Origin of the sequence: Lysinibacillus sp. FSL R7-0073, from assembly GCF_038009065.1 — a bacterium.
Lineage (GTDB): Bacteria > Bacillota > Bacilli > Bacillales_A > Planococcaceae > Lysinibacillus > Lysinibacillus fusiformis.
In genome coordinates this window covers 4,334,530-4,352,490 of record NZ_JBBPAS010000001.1, presented here as the reverse complement: position 1 = coordinate 4,352,490, position 17,961 = coordinate 4,334,530, and the positions used below count along the sequence as shown (strand labels likewise).

Annotated in this window: 18 protein-coding genes; 12 read left to right on the top strand and 6 right to left on the bottom strand. The window is 35.2% G+C overall.

Going from position 1 to position 17,961, the window contains the following annotated elements; translation table 11 throughout:
- Complete coding sequence (locus tag MKY88_RS21850) at positions 1-315, top strand: antibiotic biosynthesis monooxygenase family protein (RefSeq protein WP_069482866.1); 315 nt, start codon at positions 1-3, stop codon at positions 313-315.
- Positions 316-417: 102 nt separating this feature from the next.
- Here MKY88_RS21850 and MKY88_RS21845 read toward each other — a convergent pair whose 3' ends face one another.
- Positions 418-957, bottom strand: a complete 540-nt coding sequence (locus MKY88_RS21845) for a hypothetical protein (protein WP_193833260.1) — start codon at positions 955-957, stop codon at positions 418-420.
- Between the two features lie 339 nt (positions 958-1,296).
- On the opposite strand from MKY88_RS21845, the gene MKY88_RS21840 reads away from it, so the two are divergent.
- From MKY88_RS21840 to zupT, 8 genes are all read left to right on the top strand, one after another.
- Positions 1,297-2,199 carry a polyprenyl synthetase family protein gene (locus tag MKY88_RS21840; RefSeq protein WP_328204855.1) on the top strand — a complete coding sequence of 301 codons (903 nt, stop codon included), beginning with the start codon at positions 1,297-1,299 and terminating at the stop codon, positions 2,197-2,199.
- 14 nt (positions 2,200-2,213) lie between these two features.
- The gene (comX, locus tag MKY88_RS21835) at positions 2,214-2,372 is read left to right on the top strand and encodes a competence pheromone ComX (RefSeq protein WP_069482864.1); all 159 of its coding nucleotides are present in this window, start codon (positions 2,214-2,216) and stop codon (positions 2,370-2,372) included.
- 5 nt (positions 2,373-2,377) lie between these two features.
- Positions 2,378-4,666 (top strand): sensor histidine kinase, encoded by a 2,289-nt coding sequence (locus tag MKY88_RS21830; protein ID WP_328204854.1) that lies wholly within the window; start codon positions 2,378-2,380, stop codon positions 4,664-4,666.
- Complete coding sequence (locus MKY88_RS21825) at positions 4,641-5,261, top strand: response regulator transcription factor (RefSeq protein WP_193833259.1); 621 nt, start codon at positions 4,641-4,643, stop codon at positions 5,259-5,261. Before MKY88_RS21830 ends, MKY88_RS21825 begins: the two co-directional genes overlap by 26 nt.
- Before the next feature lie 412 nt (positions 5,262-5,673).
- Positions 5,674-6,573 (top strand): hypothetical protein, encoded by a 900-nt coding sequence (locus MKY88_RS21820; protein WP_193833258.1) that lies wholly within the window; start codon positions 5,674-5,676, stop codon positions 6,571-6,573.
- 26 nt (positions 6,574-6,599) lie between these two features.
- Positions 6,600-6,764 carry a hypothetical protein gene (locus MKY88_RS21815; RefSeq protein WP_291754297.1) on the top strand — a complete coding sequence of 55 codons (165 nt, stop codon included), beginning with the start codon at positions 6,600-6,602 and terminating at the stop codon, positions 6,762-6,764.
- A 48-nt stretch (positions 6,765-6,812) separates the two neighbouring features.
- Positions 6,813-7,421, top strand: coding sequence for a phosphatase PAP2 family protein (locus MKY88_RS21810; RefSeq protein ID WP_069482861.1), 609 nt, complete (start codon positions 6,813-6,815; stop codon positions 7,419-7,421).
- A 165-nt stretch (positions 7,422-7,586) separates the two neighbouring features.
- Positions 7,587-8,396, top strand: coding sequence for a zinc transporter ZupT (gene zupT, locus MKY88_RS21805; RefSeq protein WP_008175159.1), 810 nt, complete (start codon positions 7,587-7,589; stop codon positions 8,394-8,396).
- A 52-nt stretch (positions 8,397-8,448) separates the two neighbouring features.
- On the opposite strand, the gene MKY88_RS21800 is transcribed toward zupT, so the two are convergent.
- The 3 genes from MKY88_RS21800 to thrC all read right to left on the bottom strand — a co-directional run bounded on the left by MKY88_RS21800 (position 8,449) and on the right by thrC (position 11,220).
- Positions 8,449-9,135 (bottom strand): MtnX-like HAD-IB family phosphatase, encoded by a 687-nt coding sequence (locus MKY88_RS21800; RefSeq protein ID WP_340814698.1) that lies wholly within the window; start codon positions 9,133-9,135, stop codon positions 8,449-8,451.
- 121 nt (positions 9,136-9,256) lie between these two features.
- Positions 9,257-10,171 (bottom strand): homoserine kinase, encoded by a 915-nt coding sequence (gene thrB / locus MKY88_RS21795; RefSeq protein ID WP_258269476.1) that lies wholly within the window; start codon positions 10,169-10,171, stop codon positions 9,257-9,259.
- Positions 10,168-11,220: a threonine synthase gene (gene thrC, locus MKY88_RS21790; RefSeq protein ID WP_328204843.1), complete on the bottom strand. Its 1,053-nt coding sequence runs from the start codon at positions 11,218-11,220 to the stop codon at positions 10,168-10,170. Before thrC ends, thrB begins: the two co-directional genes overlap by 4 nt.
- A 204-nt stretch (positions 11,221-11,424) precedes the next feature.
- Here thrC and MKY88_RS21785 point away from each other — a divergent pair, with 204 nt between their 5' ends.
- Positions 11,425-12,654 (top strand): MFS transporter, encoded by a 1,230-nt coding sequence (locus MKY88_RS21785; protein WP_193833254.1) that lies wholly within the window; start codon positions 11,425-11,427, stop codon positions 12,652-12,654.
- Positions 12,655-12,961: 307 nt separating this feature from the next.
- Positions 12,962-13,828, top strand: a complete 867-nt coding sequence (locus MKY88_RS21780; RefSeq protein ID WP_328204842.1) for a MurR/RpiR family transcriptional regulator — start codon at positions 12,962-12,964, stop codon at positions 13,826-13,828.
- Positions 13,829-13,931: 103 nt separating this feature from the next.
- Here MKY88_RS21780 and MKY88_RS21775 read toward each other — a convergent pair whose 3' ends face one another.
- Entirely contained in the window at positions 13,932-14,735 is an 804-nt protein-coding gene (locus MKY88_RS21775; RefSeq protein ID WP_232540706.1) for a GNAT family N-acetyltransferase, read from the bottom strand.
- 396 nt (positions 14,736-15,131) lie between these two features.
- Here MKY88_RS21775 and MKY88_RS21770 point away from each other — a divergent pair, with 396 nt between their 5' ends.
- Positions 15,132-16,058 (top strand): manganese-dependent inorganic pyrophosphatase, encoded by a 927-nt coding sequence (locus tag MKY88_RS21770; protein WP_069482854.1) that lies wholly within the window; start codon positions 15,132-15,134, stop codon positions 16,056-16,058.
- Positions 16,059-16,527: 469 nt separating this feature from the next.
- On the opposite strand, the gene MKY88_RS21765 is transcribed toward MKY88_RS21770, so the two are convergent.
- On the bottom strand, positions 16,528-17,907 hold the full coding sequence (locus MKY88_RS21765; protein ID WP_328204839.1) for an FAD-dependent oxidoreductase: 1,380 nt from the start codon (positions 17,905-17,907) through the stop codon (positions 16,528-16,530).
- Between the last annotated feature and the right edge of the window lie 54 nt (positions 17,908-17,961).

Genomic DNA, 17,961 nt, shown 5'->3' with positions numbered 1-17,961 from the left:
ATGTTTGTACAAATTAAACGTATCGTTGTGACGGAAGGGAATTCGGATAAAGTGGTGGAACGTTTTGGTGCTAATCCAAACGGACCATCATTACTTGAACAACAACCTGGTTTCATTGATAAACAGGTACTTGTTAAGAAAGTTCGCCGTGGTGATGAGGAAGTGCTAGTAATGGTTCGTTGGGAATCAGAAGAAGCATGGAAGAATTGGGAGAAGAGCCCGGAGCATATTGCTGGTCATAAGGCAAGCGCAGGTAAGCCAAAGCCTGATCATGTCATTGAAAGCGGACAAGAAGTTTATTATGTAAAAGGTTAATATCCTACTGGTGTCTCAAGCGATTGAGGCACCTTTTTGTTGTTCATAAAAGCAGATAACAATGATCGAAAAAGGGATGCCATTGCTATCTGCTTATTCAAACTAATGGGTAATCGGTGTTTTTATTGAACTACAAAATGTAGCATCCATATTAAAGGAAATGGTGCTTTCATTAATGGAAAGCCCGGAGATGCTTGTATTTTCATCTAGTTTATGAGTAATAGATGATTCTGTCACTGCTGCCAGCCCTCTAGCATTAATAATCGTGTAATTTGCTGTCATGTAAACGGTAGATGACGCTATATTTAACCCAAAGGTTAATGGATTGACGGATGGCATACAAGATAAGTTGTCATTCGATATTTTAATAATGCCATATTGCTGAATATAGTAATCTCTTTTTTGCTGAAATGTATCTTCAAATCCAGGAACATCACTAATTAAGTTTGAAAGGGTTGAAAGCTTTTTATAGACCTTTAGGGTTTCTTGATAAGCTTTTAACTCAGATTGAATAATAATCTGTTCAATTCGTAGTTGCTCCTCGGTAGGCTTTTTAATTGTAATTTCTTCAGCTGAGACAGAGATATTACATGAAAAAGTAGCCGTAAGTATGAAAACAGTTTCGTTAAATCCATTTTTCATTTTTAAAACACTCCCAGTACAAAAAAATTCATGTTCATCAATCTATCAGGACAATGAGAAAATCAATTTATATTAATATAAGCGTAACATTTGTCATAACGCCATTTCAATGGTGGGTTTACGCCAATTTTATGGCGGTACATAGTTCTCTACCGCCATATTATAACTATTATTTAACAAAAAAATGGCGTGGTTTGGATAATTAACGCCAATTTTTGGCGGGATTATTCTTTATATAAGAAACTATGGAATTATATGTATAAAACATTGGCTCTGCTAGTATTAATTCCCACTAATATATATAATATTTATTAATATATCTGGAGGGAGCGAGGACTATTGAACGGGTTGGATGAGTGTATTAATAAATCATTAGACATTCTTATTGAAAATGAAACATTTCTTAGTCATGAGCTAAAATCGCTGTTTAAAAGCTTTAAAGAAGAAAAAACAGAAATAGGTTTTTCGTTTGGTAAATTATGCTATTGGCATTATGAGGCATTTTCAGATAGTGTAAATGACGACATTTACAAAATCGCTGCAGCGGTTGAACTCTTAATACTGTCTTTTGATATTATTGATGATCTTCAAGATAAGGATTCAGATAATAGTTGGAGTAGGACGCCAGAACTTTCTTTAAATGTTGCTCTAGCTATGCTGATTATGGCTTCAAAAACAATTGACGAAACTTCCTTTGTACACAAAAGAGCTGCTATAACAATACTTGAAGAAAGCGCATTAAAAAGTATTAGTGGTCAGCAATTGGACTTATTAAATAATTGCCGGGATGAAGATTCTTATGTACAAATGATTACGCTTAAATCTGGTTCCTTAACAGCGATGAGTTGCTTAATAGGAGAGGTTCTTGCCAAAGGAGAAGTATCCAAAGAAGTAGGGGCTTATGGAACTTACATAGGCATTATTCAACAAATTAAAAATGATATCCAAAGTTTGAAAGCATGGGGACCTAAAAATGACCTACTAAATAAAAGATTCTCCTTGCCAATTATTTATCTTTTATCACAGAAAAATGATGTTTCAAAAACTGTAGCTGACTATTATAATGATGATATAGTTACAATTTTGGATCATAAAGAAGCAGAAAATGAGTTGACAAATGGCGGAGCAATACGCTATGCAGTTACTGTGAAAAATGTCTATAAATTTAAGGCAATAAATGATCTTGAAAATATAGAATTAAATGATTTAGCTAAAGACTACCTACAAAAATTAATAAAGTGATGAGGAGTGATTGGATGATTAATGTAATTCAATACTTAGAACAAAACCCAAGCCTAGTTGCATTATTAAAAGAACAAAGAGCCTCATTAATTGGAATTTCATCTATAGAACAAATGGCAATTTTAGAAGCATTTATTGATGAAATGAATATAGAAAGTGAAATTTGGAACTAAAAACTTTGCCTAACAAGTTTTTTTGGCCCGCTATAGTTCTTTATATAGTGTTAGGTTTATATTTAAATTTTGTGAATTATAGCGCGCCATATATTGAAATTGGGGTAGAAGAAAAAGATGGTAAATGGCTAGTATCTCAACTATATTATAAAGATTGGGCTAAGGGGCAGAATATATCCATTGGTGATACTATTTTAAACGTAGATGATGGCCCGATTGCTGAGCTAAATCAATTGAAATATAAATCAAAAATATTATCTGCCAATGACCTTACAATTATGAAGCCAGATGGGAAAATAATAAATATACATATTAAACATTTAGATATTCCTCAGCAGTTTTTTTATGTATTAATAGTCCCAGCTTGCTATTATTTATTAACGTTATTTGTTGCTTTTTATTTATATTTCAAGCAAAGAAATACTAGGTTAACAGATTTACTAATTCTTTTTATATTAACTGTCTCGCTAGCTTATGTAAGTAGTGGAGTTTCGGGTAGGTTAGATGGGATAGGGATTATTGTAAATCGTACTACTATGTTATTATGTTTAGTGATTTTATTACATTTTTTAAGAAATTATTTTTCATTTATGAAAACAAAATGGATGTTTACCAATAATATCCGGTTCTTTTATTTAATGCCTTCAATTGGTTTTATTTTGGCTTGTATTGGAACTGTTTTCCCTGCTTCTAATGATATACTTTCGAATGTTGTTTTATTATTATTCCTTATTCTGCTTATCATTATCTTAAGTATTTTATTAATAAGCTATTTCAAATATAGCTCACCTCAGTTGAAAATTTTACTAGGTAGTATAATGATTCCATTTTTACCATTTCTATTTTTATATGTACTTCCAAAAATCCTTTTTCATACGTATATCCTTTCATCTGAGATTAGCTCCTTATTTTTATTACTGATACCTTTTAGCTTCATTTTTACACAATTAGCAGAACGACTATTTGATATCGAGTATCATATTACTAGATTGCGCTACTATGTTATTTTTTCTTTACTATTTACCTTATGGTTCACTGTTGGCTTGTACTTCATTGCGGGTCAATATTTAAGAATCACTGTCATGTCAGGCGTATCCTTCTTTACATTTTCTTCGTTAGTAATACTCTTTTATGTAAAAGAAAAAGTTGACTATCGTAAACGGAAAATATTATTTTCAACAAAAGGTGATTATATTCATCAGCTGTACACGGCTGTAGATAAAATTGGGAAAACTATTAAAATTGATGAGCTTTTAGAAAAATTCGCATATGAGGTTTCTGTTCATTTGGAGCTAGAGGATGTTTTTGTTTTAACTTATAACTATGATACGAATGAATTTCTTACAAATAGTGGGGAAAGAATTTTGATACATCCAGATACAATGGATGATATAAGATTAGGAGAAATACGTAAGATTGATAAAATATATTTAGCATTTCTCCATCAGGATGCACATTATAAACGAGCATTAGTGTTGGGGCATAACAATAAAATTCATTTAAAAGATGAGGAACTTCTATGGCTCGAATTGCTCCTATTGTATGTAAATAATTTTATTGAAAATACAAAGTTGGTAGAAGAACTATTAGAGGAATTGAAGCATATGAAGCAAGCTGATGACGGTCAATTGCCGTGGCTTAATAAGCTATTATGGTTGAGATTCGAAGAAGAAAAATATCAGTTAGCCCAAGAGTTACACGACACCAATTTGCAGGAACAACTTCATATTGCAAGAGAGGTGGATGTTCTTGTTAATGCAAAGGATACAACAGACATTCAGGAGAAACTTGCGAAAATTCATAAGCAAATGGTTGACTCTCTACATGAATTACGAACATACTGTGAGAATTTAAAGCCTCCATTACTGGATACATTAGGTTTAAATGCTGCATTAGAAAAGTTAATTCGGAAGGTTCAAGAAAGAGCTAATTTTGTGCTAATTTATTCAATAGATCGTCTGTATTTAGAAGATGAGCGTATGAATTTAATGATTTATCGATTATTTCAAGAGGTACTGAATAACGCCTTAAAACATTCATATGCAACAGCTGTTGAAATCCATCTAAAGGAAATGATTGATGGTTTTGAAATCATTTATAGTGACGATGGTGTAGGGTGTCATGTAGAGGAAATTATCGTAGCAGAGTCAATGGGCATCCGAGGTATGCAGGAGCGTGTAAAAGCCTTTAATGGTCATTTTTATATTGACTCTCAACTAAACCAAGGGATGTCTATAAGAATAGCAGTTAAAGAAGGGAGTGAAACACATGATTACCATGCTCATAGTGGATGACCACCCTATAGTTTTAGAGGGAACTAAAAATTTATTTCACGAGAATGAAGATATTATAATTGATACTGAAAGTGATGCCACATGTGTCATTCAAAGAATAAAAAATAAACCATACGCTATTTACCTGATTGATATTAACATGCCATTGGAAAACGGTATTAATTTAGCCCGTAATATTAAATCTATTCAGTCTGATGCTTCCGTTATCCTTTATACAGGAGACGATATAACAGATTATTATCCACTCATTTTAGAGAGAAAAATAGAAGGCATTTTAGCGAAAACAGCCTCTAAGGAGCAGATCATACGGACAGTTAGAGCGATTGCAAATGGTGAATTTGTTTTACCGAAAAATTTCTTAGATTTTCTGGATGATAAATTTAAATTGCAAAGTGCTAAAGATATTCATTTAAATGAAAAAGAAAAGAAAATTTTAAGACTGATTGCAGAAGGTCATACAAATAAAGCCATTGCTATTGAACTGAATATTCCTCAGCGAACTACAGAGAGATATTTAACACAGCTCTTTTCTTTACTAAATGTAGATTCAAGAACAGAGGCTGTCAATCTTGCTGAAAGAATGAATTTACTCTAAGAAAATTTCATGCTATACTGTTGGTGTATTTTTCTATTAATAGGTACTTTATTACAAAAGTTCTTCTCATATAATTTTATGTAAAAATGCACCTTATTCTTAAGCTGTATTTACTATAAATTTTTCAAACACCGCCAAAAAAGTGGCGGTGTTTTTTATGTCCGCCAAATCACGCCATATTTTCGTAAGAATCACGCCAAAAAATTGGCGTAAACCCGAAGTTGAAATATCGGTATAAGTACTGGTACGCTTAAATTACCGTGGTTAAGTAGATTTGCTATAGTGAGTAATAATACGAATGATTTTCTTCAAAATAAAGTAACCTGACTATCTAAGTAAAAGGTAGATTATAGAATGGTAACTAGCAGTCAATATACTTCACCATAAAACTTTATAAAGGTAGGCGTGTATTGTGAAAGTAGAACTCGAAAATTTGTTTTCTATAGATGAATCTAGTCAAGATCAAGTGATTAACGTTTATAATCGTCATGGTATTGCTATTGGTGCGCCTGAAATTAGAAAGAGAAATTTAAAAACAAAATTTAATCCTATTTTTACATTAAATGAAGACGTAACATATGAGAAAGTAGCTGCCGTATACGAGTCATTAGAACGTGAATTTGGCATTGTCTCAATAGGAGAACGTTTCTACTTTGAATTTTCTGATTTGGAATATGAACGGGCACCATTGTTTACTTTAAATTCAACAGGAAATTCACCCGAAATGTTTCTAGAGGATAAAGGGACATTATTTTCTTTAAGTACTCATTGTAAGAATTGCGGACTTATGGATAAAGAGCAATTATCTCCTATAGTTATTGATACTTCACACATGAATGGACGCCATTTAGTTCATGTAAGTGGATATTGGGTAGCTTCAGAGGAACTGGTAGCATTATTGAAAAATGAAAAACTAGAAGGCTTTGAATTTTTAGAGGTAATCCATCAGGGACCTGAGCAAGGAAAACAGCAAGCTTATCAAATTATTCCTACACAAATTCTACCTGCATGTAGCCAAGATAGTGTGAAATTATACTTTGCAACTGAACAACCTCCATGTAGCTGTGGTTTAAATGGAGTTATCAAAGGGCCGGATATTTATCATCAGGAAAATTTAGCAGCGTTAAAAGGCGATGTCTTTTACTCAGCTGAATGGAGTCATGATGGAAGATATCTTTATAAAAAAACTTTATTTAGTAAAAGATTTAGAGAAGTGATTATAAAGCATGGAGTCTCCCGTGAAGTAAGAGGAGAAAAAGATCGAAACTTTGGTCCAAAGGATTGGCTATTTGATCCAGTACTCATCAAATAATATAGATGTGGAACAGAGGTGTGTTGATGATATTTAGAAAAATTCTACCTATCGTGGCCATTTTATTCATTGTTGCATTGGTCGTCTCTAATTATTTTAACAAGCCTAATGAACAGTCCATGATTGTCACTGAAGAATGTAAGGATGTATTTATAAAAATTAATGCTTCTCTCCCTCTAGTTCGGACATAATTATGTTATGATGTGAAGATCATAGCAGTATGTTTTTGAGGTGAACGTATGAAAAAATGGGCCTATCCTTTGGCAATCATCACACTAATTATTTTTATTTTTTTAAAATTTACTTTTCAAAGTGACTGGATGAATAAATTTGATGCGAAAATGGCAGATGTCTTTTTTGGAAATCAATTTATTGAAGTCTTCCATTATATAGGAGAACCTGTATTTGTTGTCATTGTAGCAGTAATTTTGATTGTATATTTAGCATGGAAGACAAAAAATTATCGAGGCATGCTATTTGTTGTTTTAACATTTGCTGCTGGGAATGTGTTAAATCAAGTATTAAAAAAGTGGATCCAACGAGTACGACCTGAAATTGAAGATCAATTAACATCTTATAGCTTTCCATCTGGACATGCTATGACGGGGATTCTGTATTTGTTTGCAACTGCATATATATTAGCTGAAAATAACAGTAAAAGTCGTAAAATCTTATTGTGGGTTGGGGCTACGATCCTGATGGTGCTTATAGGATTATCTCGTATAGCTGGTGCTAGACATTTTGCTACGGATGTACTCGCAGGCTGGAGTATAGGATATACTTGGTTTATCATTTGTGTCATCTGGTATGAACGTCGAAAAAGAACATTCCAATCGAATCATAAATAGATAGTGAGAGCAGTATCAAAATTCATCGGAATTGATACTGCTTTTTTGTGTGCAAAAGGATAAAGGAAGAGCAAGGTTGATATTTACCTTGTAAAAAAGAATTGCTCTTAGGAAACTTCTGCGTTAAGATGAGTACAATAAAAAAAAGGGAAAAGGAAGAAGGGTATGGACGGAAACGTTTTACTAGCATTTGGACTGACTCTATTTGCAGGGCTTGCAACTGGGGTAGGTAGTTTAATAGCGTTTTTTACATCACGAACAAATACAAAATTTTTATCGCTAGCATTAGGTTTTTCTGCAGGCGTTATGATTTATGTCTCACTTGTTGAGATTTTCGTTAAGGCTAAAGATGCTTTAACGAATGCATTAGGGACTACGAATGGCTATTGGATGACAATTGCCGGATTCTTCGGTGGCATGTTATTCATTGCTTTAATCGATAAATTCATTCCAAAATCAACAAATCCTCATGAAGTAAAGCTAGTGGAAGATGTGAATGCAATAAAGCCACAGGTCAATGAAGATCATTTGATGAAGATGGGTATTTTTACAGCTCTAGCAATTGGAATTCATAACTTTCCGGAGGGGATAGCTACATTTATGTCAGCTATTAATGACCCAAATGTAGGAATTGCCATTGCTATAGCAGTAGCGATTCATAATATTCCGGAGGGGATAGCAGTGTCTGTCCCGATTTTCTTTGCCACGGGTAATCGTCGAAAGGCTTTTAAATTATCATTTTTATCGGGGTTAGCAGAGCCCGTCGGTGCATTAGTAGCATTTTTGCTCCTTATGCCATTTTTAACAGACGTTATGTTTGGCATCATTTTTGCTGGAGTGGCAGGCATAATGGTCTTTATTTCATTGGATGAATTATTACCAGCAGCACAGAGGTATGATGAAACTCATTTATCTATGTATGGTTTGGTAGCAGGAATGGCTGTCATGGCCATCAGCCTCGTGCTATTAGTATAAGTCTATAAAAAAGGGAGCCATTCATGTGGTTCCCTTTTTTTATAGTCGCGCATTAAGTTGCTTGTACAGTATGTTTGGTTTCCATAAGTTCTTGTACCATTTTTAAACAGTCGTGGAATGTGATAAATGGTTTATATGGAACATGAAGCTCTTCACAGTGTTGAATGAGATGGTCTCTAGCCAGAACAATATCAGCTTGTTTGGCAGCTTCAAAATCTGAAAGAGAATCACCGATAACGATTTTAAAATGATCTTCATTCGCCACTTTCCGCATAACGCTAGGTTTGCAGCAACCACACCCTTGAGTGCTATATTTTGTGCATTCCTCATCACAGCTATTGGAATAAATTAGTTTAATTTGTTCACCAGAAAAATCAGCTTTGTTGCAGTAAATGCCTGAGAAAGGACCGTATTTATCTACTAAAGGCTCAATAAAAAAATCGACCCCTCCACTTACGATGTAAAATGGTATGCCATGATCTTGAGCATATCGAACAAAATCTCCAAAACCTTCACGAATGATAGCTGTATCCATAAGATATTGAATGACTTCATCTTTTTGTTGTGTAGAAAGTAAATGAAACATGGCAGAGAGCCCATCTTTAAAAGAAATGGTTTGCTCCATCATAGCTTTTGCAATTTTCTCAGACTCTTGTGGAACAAATTCTGTCATCAGAGAAAAGATATTATCAGTTTCTGTTATTGTGCCATCGAAATCACAGAATATAATTGGCTTCAAGATAGTTCCTCCTTAGAAAAGCACACATCCTAGTTGTTAATAATAGGTGTTTCAAGGCAAATCATATACTTCTATAATATTAGTTTTATCCACACTTGCTTTCAAGAAAAAACGCCTACTATTATAGTAGACGTTTCATATATTCACGTACTTGTATACCTTGTTCATCAGCTTTTGTTAAAATCACTTGATGTTCAGGAAATTGATTTTTCATAGTTTGAACGAAATCATATGCAATGGTAGAAGGAATGATAGAAATCAATGTAGGGCCAGCTCCACTTAAAGCTGTACCATACGCACCATTCGCCTTTGCAGCTGTACGAATTTCTGTATACTCGGGTATTAGCTTTGCACGAAACGGTTCATGGAATAGATCTTCTTCCATATAACGACCAGCACGCTGGAAATCACGGGCCATTAGTGAAGCTGCTAGCATATTAGCATTTGCTGAAGCATGAACAGCATAGGCTCTATCAAATTGCTCTGGCAATACAGATCGAGACTCGCTCGTTTTTAATTCGACATTTGGTACATATACCACAAAGGAAGCATCAATTTCATTGATATGAAAAGTATCAACATTACCTTTTTCATCCATAGAAGAAATGGTTAAGCCTCCTAAAACAGATGCGGTTGCGTTATCTGGGTGTCCCTCAATTTGGGATGATAAGTTAAGTTTATCTTGTATTGTTAAGTTAAGCCCACATACTTGATTGGCTAGTTCAATACCTGCAACTATCACAGCAGCACTGCTTCCAAGCCCACGTGCTAATGGTAGTTCGCTAGCCATCTCCACACGACATGCAGGTAATTGTTGACCATATTGATCAGCCACTTTTTTTGCAATGACGTATAGTAAATGTTCTTCAAGCTCAAACTCTTTAGGACCGTTATCATCAAGATGGATAATATCCCATGTATCTTGTAAAGTAACTGTTAATTGTAAGTATAGAGACAAGCCGAGTCCTATGGAATCAAAGCCAGGCCCTAGATTGGCTGTGCTTCCTGGAACTGAGATTTGCCATGCTTTACTCATAGTACTCCCTCAATATATTCTCGAATTTCGTTTTCGTCATTTTTAAGGGATACTACTTCGACTGTGGATACATCCATGGCTGTATCGGGATCTTTTAGTCCATTACCTGTGAAGATTGTCACTACTTTTGAACCCTTTGGAATTTTTCCGATCTCCACTGATTTAATAACACCTGCTAATGATGCGGCAGAGCCTGGTTCGACGAAAATACCTTCTGTATTTGCGATTAATTTATAAGCAGCAATAATTTCTTGATCTGTTACCGAGTCAATCATACCTCCAGATTCATCTCGGGCTGCTTCTGCCAATTTCCAGCTAGCTGGGTTACCAATTCGAATAGCAGTGGCAACTGTCTCCGGATTTGCAATAGGCTCTCCTTTGACGATTGCTGCTGCGCCTTCTGCTTCAAAGCCATACATCTTTGGTAGACCAGAATCTTTAGCAGCATGATATTCTTTAAATCCTTTCCAGTAAGCAGTAATATTTCCTGCATTACCAACCGGGATGCATAGATAATCAGGAGCTGAGCCTAAGGCATCTACAATCTCAAATGATGCAGTTTTTTGACCTTCAATGCGGTATGGATTGACGGAGTTCACAAGCGCGACAGGAGTTGTTTCACTTACTTGGCGAACAATGCTTAAAGCATCATCAAAATTACCGTCAATCTCAATGATTTTTGCACCATACATAGTTGCTTGTGCAAGCTTACCAAGGGCAACTTTTCCTTTAGGAATTACAACGATGGATTGAATACCAGCTCTTGTAGCATAAGCCGCTGCAGCAGCAGAGGTATTTCCTGTTGAGGCACAAATAACACACTTACTACCATCTTCAATAGCTTTTGCCACTGCAAATACCATACCACGGTCTTTAAAAGAGCCAGTTGGATTTGCACCCTCAATTTTACCGTAAAGCTCAATGCCTAATTTCTTGGATAAATTCACTAAATGTATAAGAGGCGTATTGCCTTCGTTTAAAGTTAATGCAGGTGTATTCTCTGTTACAGGTAAAAATTGTTTATATTCTTCAATAAGGCCTTTCCACATAAAGATACGATCTCCTTTTGTTCTCTTAGAAAGAACAGTTGTTTTTGTATAAAAGACATTTTAACGCAAATCACACTAATATTTCAATAGCATTTCATAAATTGTCGAAACTATTCGGTAATTTGAATTTTGCTTGTCACTTTCTTGAAACAACTGTATAGTAATCTTGTAATGTAAAGTCAAGTGTAAAGACAGGTGGTTTGAATGGCGACAAATACTGTAGAATCAAATAAATCCCAGCATGCTATTTCTAGAAATAGACTATTGGGCGTTGCAGGGATTGGGTGGCTTTTCGATGCAATGGATGTTGGAATATTATCGTTTGTCATCGCAGCATTGGCAGCTGATTGGGGACTGACACCAAGTCAATCTGGCTGGATTGGTAGTATTAACTCAATTGGAATGGCTGTAGGAGCCCTTGTATTCGGGGTTTTTGCTGACAAAGTAGGGAGAAAGCAAATTTTTATGTGGACACTAGTCCTATTTTCCATTGCAAGTGGTCTATCCGCTTTTACGACAACATTAACGGCATTTTTAATGCTACGTTTTTTAGTAGGGATGGGTCTAGGCGGAGAGCTACCTGTTGCATCAACTTTAGTATCTGAAAGCGTGGCAGCAAAAGAAAGAGGACGCGTAGTTGTTTTATTAGAAAGCTTTTGGGCAGCTGGGTGGCTCATTGCCGCATTAATATCCTATTTTGTTATTCCAACGTGGGGTTGGCGAGTAGCGCTTATCTTAACAGCACTCCCAGCATTTTATGCTATTTATCTTCGATGGCATCTCCCGGATTCACCACAGTTTACGGTGAAGCAAGAGGCCAAAACACGTAGCATCCTTCAAAATATAAAAGAAGTTTGGTCAAAAAAATATGCACGTTCCACATTGATGCTTTGGGTGCTTTGGTTTACAGTTGTATTTTCGTATTACGGTATGTTCTTATGGCTTCCAAGTGTCATGGTTGGTAAGGGCTTTGATATGATTACGAGCTTTAAGTATGTTCTCATTATGACCTTAGCTCAATTGCCTGGTTATTTTACTGCAGCCTGGTTTATTGAAAAATTTGGACGGAAATTTGTGCTTGTTTCATATCTAATTGGTACTGCAGCGAGTGCGTTCATTTTCGGGAATGCTGAAACACTTGTAGTGCTATTATTGTCAGGCATGTTTTTATCTTTCTTTAACTTAGGAGCATGGGGGGCGCTATATGCTTATACACCCGAGCAATACCCTTCCATTATTCGTGGTACTGGTGCAGGGATGGCAGCAGCTGCTGGACGAATTGGTGGTATTTTCGGACCGCTACTAGTTGGTTCTTTATTAACAGCTGGTTATGATATAGGCTTCATTTTTGCCATTTTCTGTGGAGCCATTATTATAGGTGTTGTTGGTGTCATTTTCCTTGGGAAGGAAACCAAGCAGCTAGAATTAGAATAATAACTAAAAAATGTCCTGGATAAGAGTAATCAATCCAGGACATTTTTGTCTTTATTCGCTAGTGTATTACATAAAAATTAGAAATTATTAATTTTTATTCGACTTTACTAATAAATTTGGTAAAATGACAAACCAATATAAAAAATATAAAAAGCCGTTATATTAGCAGGTTAATGCGATGAAGATTTTTCAGAAAAGTCATTGTATTCAAATTGCAATCGTGATACTGTATTTTTAATCGAATTTTGAGTAAGTAGGAAACAATCTCCCATTCGTGCTAAGGTCATTGAAAGAAAGGTTGTTAGGAATGTGCATTCATGAGGATATAAAGAAAAGGTTTGTAAGACTGTCAAAGGGGCAGCGTAAAGTAGCACAATTTGTAATGGATAATCCCAATACAGTAATTGCTAATGGAGCAGCAGAAGTAGGCAGACTGGCTAATGTAAGTGAATCAACGGTTATTCGCTTTTGCTATGCCATGGATTTATCAGGATATGTGGAACTACAAGAAGAAATAAGGGGCTATGTCATGTCCCAAGATGTAGGAACAAATCTACAATCTACCTATACAGGTAAAGTGCTAACTAATTCAAATTTTAGTAAGATAATGCAGCGGGATAGCCGAAACATTCAGGAAACAATTCAATTAATTAGCGATCAACAAATTCAAAAAAGTTCAAAATGGATGCATGAAGCAGATAATATCTATATTCTAGGTACTCGTCAAGCTGCATCTGTAGCAAATTGGTTATCCAACACATTAAAAACACTACGCTCTAATATTAAGCAGCTTCTTATAGATTCGGATGAAATGATGAATCAAATTAATAACATGGGAGAGCGTACGACATTAATTGTTATATCGTTTGATAAACAGTTAAAGGATATTCAAACGATTGTTGAAATTGCAAGGATGAAGAAAGTAAAAATTATTGCTATTACTGGAACTGCGTTTTCACCCGTTCGTGAATATGCTAATATTTTGTTTGCGCTTGGAACAAACAAGCATTCCTCGCTAGATATAGTGCCCGTTTTGTTTTCTTTCTTACATGCTTTATTGGAGGAAATGATTAGCCTAGACAAGGGGCAGTATGAAAAATATCAGAAATCCTATGAGCATGTAGATAGTAATATATTATTCCTGGATGCTGCTAGAGAGAAACAGGTATTTTAATGTTATGCATAGAAAAGTGTTATTTTACTTTTCTATGCATTTTTTATAGTCAAAATAAATAAAAAGATGTCCAAATACGCTTTAGACATCTAGGCAAAGTGATTTATAAAATTTTACTCAAGTTATACTCGTTAATGTAAGTATCATTTAATTTAATAGCATTTTGTCGAATGCCTTCTTGTTTGAACCCTATTTTCGTAAAGAGGTGTAAAGCAACATTGTTATGTTCCATAACTGATAATTCTAATCTGGATATGTCACGCTGTTTTGACCAACCTTCCACAGCCTTCATTAGCGCAGAGCCAATGCCTTTTTGTTGGTACTCTTCCTTCACAGCTAAGCGAACAGAGGCAACATGTTTAGCTTTCGTTTGTTTATACCCATGTACAACTGCATAGCCTGCAAAAATACCATTTAATACGCAAAGTAATATAGTACGATTTTTTAGTTGTTTCCAATAGGTTAAATTTTTACGAAGTTGTTGGACAGTTAGATCTAATTCGTTTTGAACATTATACATGAAGTCGGTTTGTTGAAAAATTTCCTCCTGTAAAAGAATAAATGATCTAGCATCCGATGCTTCAATCCCTCGAATTATGTATGCAGATGGGTTCTCTTCATTTTTTGAAAGATTGTTTACTGTTGTCTTAGTTTGCGTGCATGAGAAAGTTATACTAGTACCTAGTCTAACATCAATGACATGATAACCTGCATTTGTCCATGACAAATAGTGTGATAGAGGGGGCTTGGTTTTTTTCCACCAGCTCTTATTTAAGTAGGCGGCATTCGGTAAGGCTTGTCCCATAATGTTTTCTATTTCACTAAAGGATAAAGTGATTTCTTGTTGTAAAGCTACTTCAAAATAATTTGCTAAAGGAATGTACTTTTTTTCCATCTTCTTTGTCATCGTAATCCCCATTTCCTGAATATCCAAAAATATAGACTATCTGATAATAGCATAAAATTATGCTTACATAAATATGAAAATCCAACTAAATATCTATGTAAAATAATTAATATTAGAAAAAGATGCGCTTTTACTATTGAATGTTAAAAATAGGATGGTAAAAAAAGATAATGTAAACAAAGAGGATGTGTGCACAAAATATATGTATGTGACAGTTTAAAGGTCTATTATTCTTAATTCATATTTGTATAGTTGGTTATTGGAAGTGGGTAATTATTATTGTATATTAAATGAATGAGCATAGTTTACTTAATGTTTCAATTTATCATTTGTTAGTCCATAAGATATGATAAAATAAAAGATAAATGTAAGGTCATTTTAGGAGGAATAAATTCAATGAGTAAAGTATTAGTTTTTGGACATAAAAACCCAGATACAGACACAATCACATCTGCAATTGTATATGCTTATTTAAAACAACAAATTGGAGAAGAAGCCGAGGCTGTACGTCTTGGAGATGTTAATAATGAAACACAGTTTGCTTTAGATAAATTTGGCTTTGAAGCGCCACGTTTAATCTCATCTGTAGTTGGAGAAGCGGACAAAGTTATTCTAGTAGATCACAATGAATTCCAGCAATCGGCTGATGGTATTGAGGAAGTGCAAATTGCTGAGGTAATTGATCACCACCGCATCGCTAACTTCCAAACAGCTGATCCGCTATATTATCGTGCAGAACCAGTAGGCTGTACAGCTACAATTCTAAAGAAAATTTTTAACGAAAACGGTTTAGACATACCAGCGAATATTGCTGGTTTAATGTTATCAGCTATCGTTTCAGATACACTATTATTCAAATCACCAACTTGCACAGAGCAAGATGTAAAAGCCGGCGAAGAACTAGCGAAAATTGCTAATGTTGACGTTGCAGAATATGGTTTAGCTATGCTAAAAGCAGGTGCAGACCTATCTGATAAATCTTTAGAAGATCTGTTATCCTTAGATGCTAAGGAGTTCCAATTCGGTGAGTACAAATCTGTAGTTGCACAGGTTAATGCTGTTGATATTAATGATGTACTTAATCGACAAGAGGAATTAGAGATTTTATTAAATAAAAATGTTGCTGAAAATGGTTTAGATTTATTCTTCTTCGTTGTGACAGATATTCTAAATAACGATTCTACAGCTGTAGCAATTGGACAAGTAGCACAAGCTGCAGCAAAAGGATTCGGTGCTGAGCTTATCAACAACCGTGTTGTGTTACCAGGCGTTGTTTCTCGTAAAAAGCAAATTGTACCAGTATTAACAGAAGCTCTAAAGTAATTTACACATGAAGACAGCCACTTAGGCTGTAGATAATAGCCATCGAAAAGTTCACACTCTCGATGGCTTTTGTTATTTTTCTTTAATTTATAATATTAGGTAAATATCTGCTGAATCCAACATACTCTTCGAGCATAGTTGATCTCTTAAGATACTCCACGTCCAGTAGACAGTTTTTTAAATCCATGACAGCAAAAGAAAGCATCGCCTTATGGGCAATTTTTTAGGATCTCTACAGGTTGTCCATCACAGACCATGCTTTTTCTTTGCGCATTGCATAGATTTTTTACTTTTTATCAACATATGAAAAGGGAGTTCTTTATGTAGAAAGTTGATTGGAAAGAAGCACGACCACGCTAGCGGAAAGCTTTCCCTCGTAGTGGACATCAACGGCTTTACTTTATTTCATTGTAAAAAAAGACTGTAGGCAAACTCAAAATTTATTGAGAGTTTTTCTACAGCCTCTTTTTTAATCTAATTTCAAAGGTTGTACTGCTGGTCCTTCCAGTACTTCTCCTTGAGCATTGAAGCGGGAGCCATGGCAAGGACAATCCCATGTTTCATCCGCTTCATTCCATTTCGTCTTACAGCCCAAGTGAGTACATGTTGGAGCACTGGCATGTCTCATATACCCAGTAATAAATTCTTTTGCGACAAAGCCGCCAACTTTAAGCATTTGCATAAACTGAGCACCGAATTTTGTACGTGATGGCGAATAGAGTGCAATGGCACCATCCTCACTTCTTGATCCAGTAATCAGGCTGGATAAAATGTCACCGGCAACAAAGGAATTAGAAATGCCCCACTTTCTATAGCCAGTAGCAATGAATACGTTTGGCAATGAGTTTGTAATTCTTCCTACATAAGGAACGATGTCAGGAGTTTCGATATCCTGGGCAGACCATCGATAAAGGGGCTCTTGCTCAAAATGTTCTTTCATTTCATTTGAAATGGCATCATAGTACGGTTCAGTATTGACTGTTTCCCCAGCGATGTGATTCGCTCCACCAAGTACTAAAAAATGCTCGTTGTTAATGGTAGCTGTGCGAATGGAACGAGAAGGGAAATCAACGGATAGATATTGCCCCTGCATCGTTTCTGAAATTTTACTAGCTACCATATAAGAACGACTATTTGACAGTTTGAACAGCTTTAGTCCTTTAAAAGCCTCAATGGGATAATGTGAACACAAAATAAGCTTCTTATATTGAACCGACATATTCTTTTCGGTATGTAAGTTATTTTGAGCTATGTTTAATTGCTGAACTCTCGTATTTGTATAAAGCTTGGCTCCCATCGCCTGTGCTTCTTTGGCAAGAAAATTACTTACCTCTACAGGATTTATTTGAGCTTGCTTGGACATACACAAAGCTTTTGTAATGGGGAAGGGAAGCTCTGTTTCTGTGGTGATTTTTGATTGTATATTTAACACCTTATAAGCGTTCCATTCTTTTAATAATTGCGCATACCCTTCTTTTGTTTGAGCATACAATAGTGAATCTACTTGCTTTACACTACCTTTGGGAAATAATTGTGTTGCCTTGTCAATGGCTTGTTGATTGAGTTGGTAATAGAGCTGTGCCTCATCAACGGATAGTTTTTCTAAAAGGTTAGCATAAACGATACTATGCTGGGCAGTTAATTTGCCTGTGGAGTGGCCAGTAGTACCATGACCAAAATGGGTGTTCGCTTCAAGTAAGAGTACATCAACACCTGCTTTTGCCAAGACATAGGCTGTATAAAGACCGGTTAAACCTCCTCCGACTATACATACATCACATGTTGTTGATGAAGTAAGTGAAGATAGTGAGACAGATTCGGAAGTAGCGAGCCAAAGAGATTGAGTCATAGATAAACCTCACAATGTTTTTATGTTCAGTATGTAGATGTATTGGAGAATTTA

Bases quoted from the DNA above. Each gene is read 5' to 3' on its own strand.
- MKY88_RS21825 (WP_193833259.1), top strand. From the start codon at position 4,641: ATGATTACCATGCTCATAGTGGATGACCACCCTATAGTTTTAGAGGGA.
- thrC (WP_328204843.1), bottom strand. From the start codon at position 11,220: ATGTGGAAAGGCCTTATTGAAGAATATAAACAATTTTTACCTGTAACA.
- MKY88_RS21815 (WP_291754297.1), top strand. From the start codon at position 6,600: ATGATATTTAGAAAAATTCTACCTATCGTGGCCATTTTATTCATTGTT.
- MKY88_RS21850 (WP_069482866.1), top strand. From the start codon at position 1: ATGTTTGTACAAATTAAACGTATCGTTGTGACGGAAGGGAATTCGGAT.
- MKY88_RS21775 (WP_232540706.1), bottom strand. From the start codon at position 14,735: ATGACAAAGAAGATGGAAAAAAAGTACATTCCTTTAGCAAATTATTTT.
- MKY88_RS21780 (WP_328204842.1), top strand. From the start codon at position 12,962: ATGTGCATTCATGAGGATATAAAGAAAAGGTTTGTAAGACTGTCAAAG.
- MKY88_RS21785 (WP_193833254.1), top strand. From the start codon at position 11,425: ATGGCGACAAATACTGTAGAATCAAATAAATCCCAGCATGCTATTTCT.
- MKY88_RS21845 (WP_193833260.1), bottom strand. From the start codon at position 957: ATGAAAAATGGATTTAACGAAACTGTTTTCATACTTACGGCTACTTTT.
- MKY88_RS21770 (WP_069482854.1), top strand. From the start codon at position 15,132: ATGAGTAAAGTATTAGTTTTTGGACATAAAAACCCAGATACAGACACA.
- comX (WP_069482864.1), top strand. From the start codon at position 2,214: ATGATTAATGTAATTCAATACTTAGAACAAAACCCAAGCCTAGTTGCA.
- MKY88_RS21765 (WP_328204839.1), bottom strand. From the start codon at position 17,907: ATGACTCAATCTCTTTGGCTCGCTACTTCCGAATCTGTCTCACTATCT.
- MKY88_RS21810 (WP_069482861.1), top strand. From the start codon at position 6,813: ATGAAAAAATGGGCCTATCCTTTGGCAATCATCACACTAATTATTTTT.
- thrB (WP_258269476.1), bottom strand. From the start codon at position 10,171: ATGAGTAAAGCATGGCAAATCTCAGTTCCAGGAAGCACAGCCAATCTA.
- zupT (WP_008175159.1), top strand. From the start codon at position 7,587: ATGGACGGAAACGTTTTACTAGCATTTGGACTGACTCTATTTGCAGGG.